The following is a 1,509-nucleotide window of genomic DNA, read 5'->3' as shown; positions in this document are numbered from 1 at the left end:
CTGCCGCGCCGAAGAACAGGACGCGCGTCGTATCCGATACAAAAACGCAGGGAAGTTCCGTCGCAAGAAGGAGCCCCGCCGATATCAAACGCTGCTTCAAGACCCGGCCTCCTTCCGTTTAACGGAATCGAAACTCATACAGAACCATAACATAAAACCTGCCGGCAGACAAGCCTTTTCTGAACCTTGCCGCGCTGCGGCCGCTTACTGCTCAGTGCTTTTCCTCATCCGCTTCCGGCTCGCGCTTTTCATTCGGGAACTTCTGCCGCCCGTCTGCACTGCCGCGCGGGCTGCACCCGTGCCGGGGCGACGCCGAGCTCCGCGCCCTCGGTCATGCCGAGGTTCATCAGCGCCACGTCATCGAGCAGCAGCACTCCCGCCGGGCCCGCGCGGTCGGCGGCCGCGGCCAGCGCGACCGTCACCCGGCCGCCGGTGAGCTCGACGGCGTCCCACGGCCGCAGCCCGAGCGCATCGAGGACTTCCGGGTGCAGCCGGACCACGCCGCGCCGGGTGTGGGCCGCGGAGGTGGACAGGCGAGCGGTCAAGGTCAGCGACGGCACTCCACGAGCCTAAGCGACGCACCGCGAGCGGTACCGATCCGAGTGAAGACCCTTCGCCGGCGTGCACCGCTCCTTCCACCCGGTTCCGGCCACACCTGCCCGACACGCCCGAACGCCACCCTCCCCGGTTTATCTTTCCGGAGTGAACGGCCTGTTGGTCCGACTAGATTGGACGAACGGTCCGTTCACTCCTGGAGAACGGGGTTCAGGGGGTCGTGGGGCTGGAAGCCTGCGCCCAGAAGCGTTGCGGGATGCGGCCCGCTTGGGAAGCCAGCCGGCCGCCGTCGACGGCCGCCCGCATCGCCGCGGCCATCCGCTCCGGGTCCTTCGCGCGGGTCACCGCGGTAGCCAGCAGCACCGCGTCGCAACCCAGCTCCATCGCCAGCGCCGCGTCGGAGGCGGTGCCGATCCCGGCGTCCAGCACGACCGGCACCCCGGCCCGCGCCACGATCATCTCGATGTTGTGCGGGTTGCGGATGCCCAGCCCGGTGCCGATCGGCGAGCCCAGCGGCATCACCGCAGCGCAGCCGAGGTCTTCCAGCTTGCGCGCGAGCACCGGGTCGTCGTTGGTGTAGGCGAGCACGGTGAACCCGTCGTCCACCAGCTGCTCGGCGGCCTCGGGCAGCTCGACCGGGTCCGGCAGCAGGGTGTCCTCGTCGGCGACCACTTCCAGCTTCACCCAGCTGGTCTCCAGCGCCTCCCGCGCGAGCTGGGCGGTGAGCACCGCCTCCGCCGCGGTGCGGCAGCCCGCGGTGTTCGGCAGGGCTTCGATGCCGAGCCGCTGCAGCAGCTCCAGCACGCCGGTGCGCCCGCCCGCGTCCGCGCGCCGCATCGCGACGGTGGTCAGCTCGGTGCCGGACGCCAGCAGCGCGCGCTCCAGCACCGACAGGTTCGTCGCGCCCCCGGTTCCGGTGATCAGCCGCGAGCCGAACTCGCGGCCCGCGATCAG

Annotated in this window: 1 protein-coding gene and 1 pseudogene; both read right to left on the bottom strand. The window is 70.4% G+C overall.

The genetic code is table 11. The features are described from left to right. Positions 1-281: 281 nt before the first annotated feature. Positions 282-560: pseudogene (locus IJH84_RS01900) on the bottom strand (ATPase); the annotation flags it as partial. A gap of 205 nt (positions 561-765) precedes the next feature. Beyond that, positions 766-1,509: thiazole synthase (locus tag IJH84_RS01895; protein WP_295139537.1), on the bottom strand; the 744-nt coding region annotated here is incomplete at its 5' end.

The organism is Saccharopolyspora sp. (genome assembly GCF_017434145.1).
In the GTDB taxonomy this organism is placed as follows: Bacteria; Actinomycetota; Actinomycetes; order Mycobacteriales; family Pseudonocardiaceae; genus Saccharopolyspora_C; species Saccharopolyspora_C galaxeae.
Note: the sequence above shows the minus strand (reverse complement) of the source record. Positions and strands in the feature narration are given on the sequence as shown.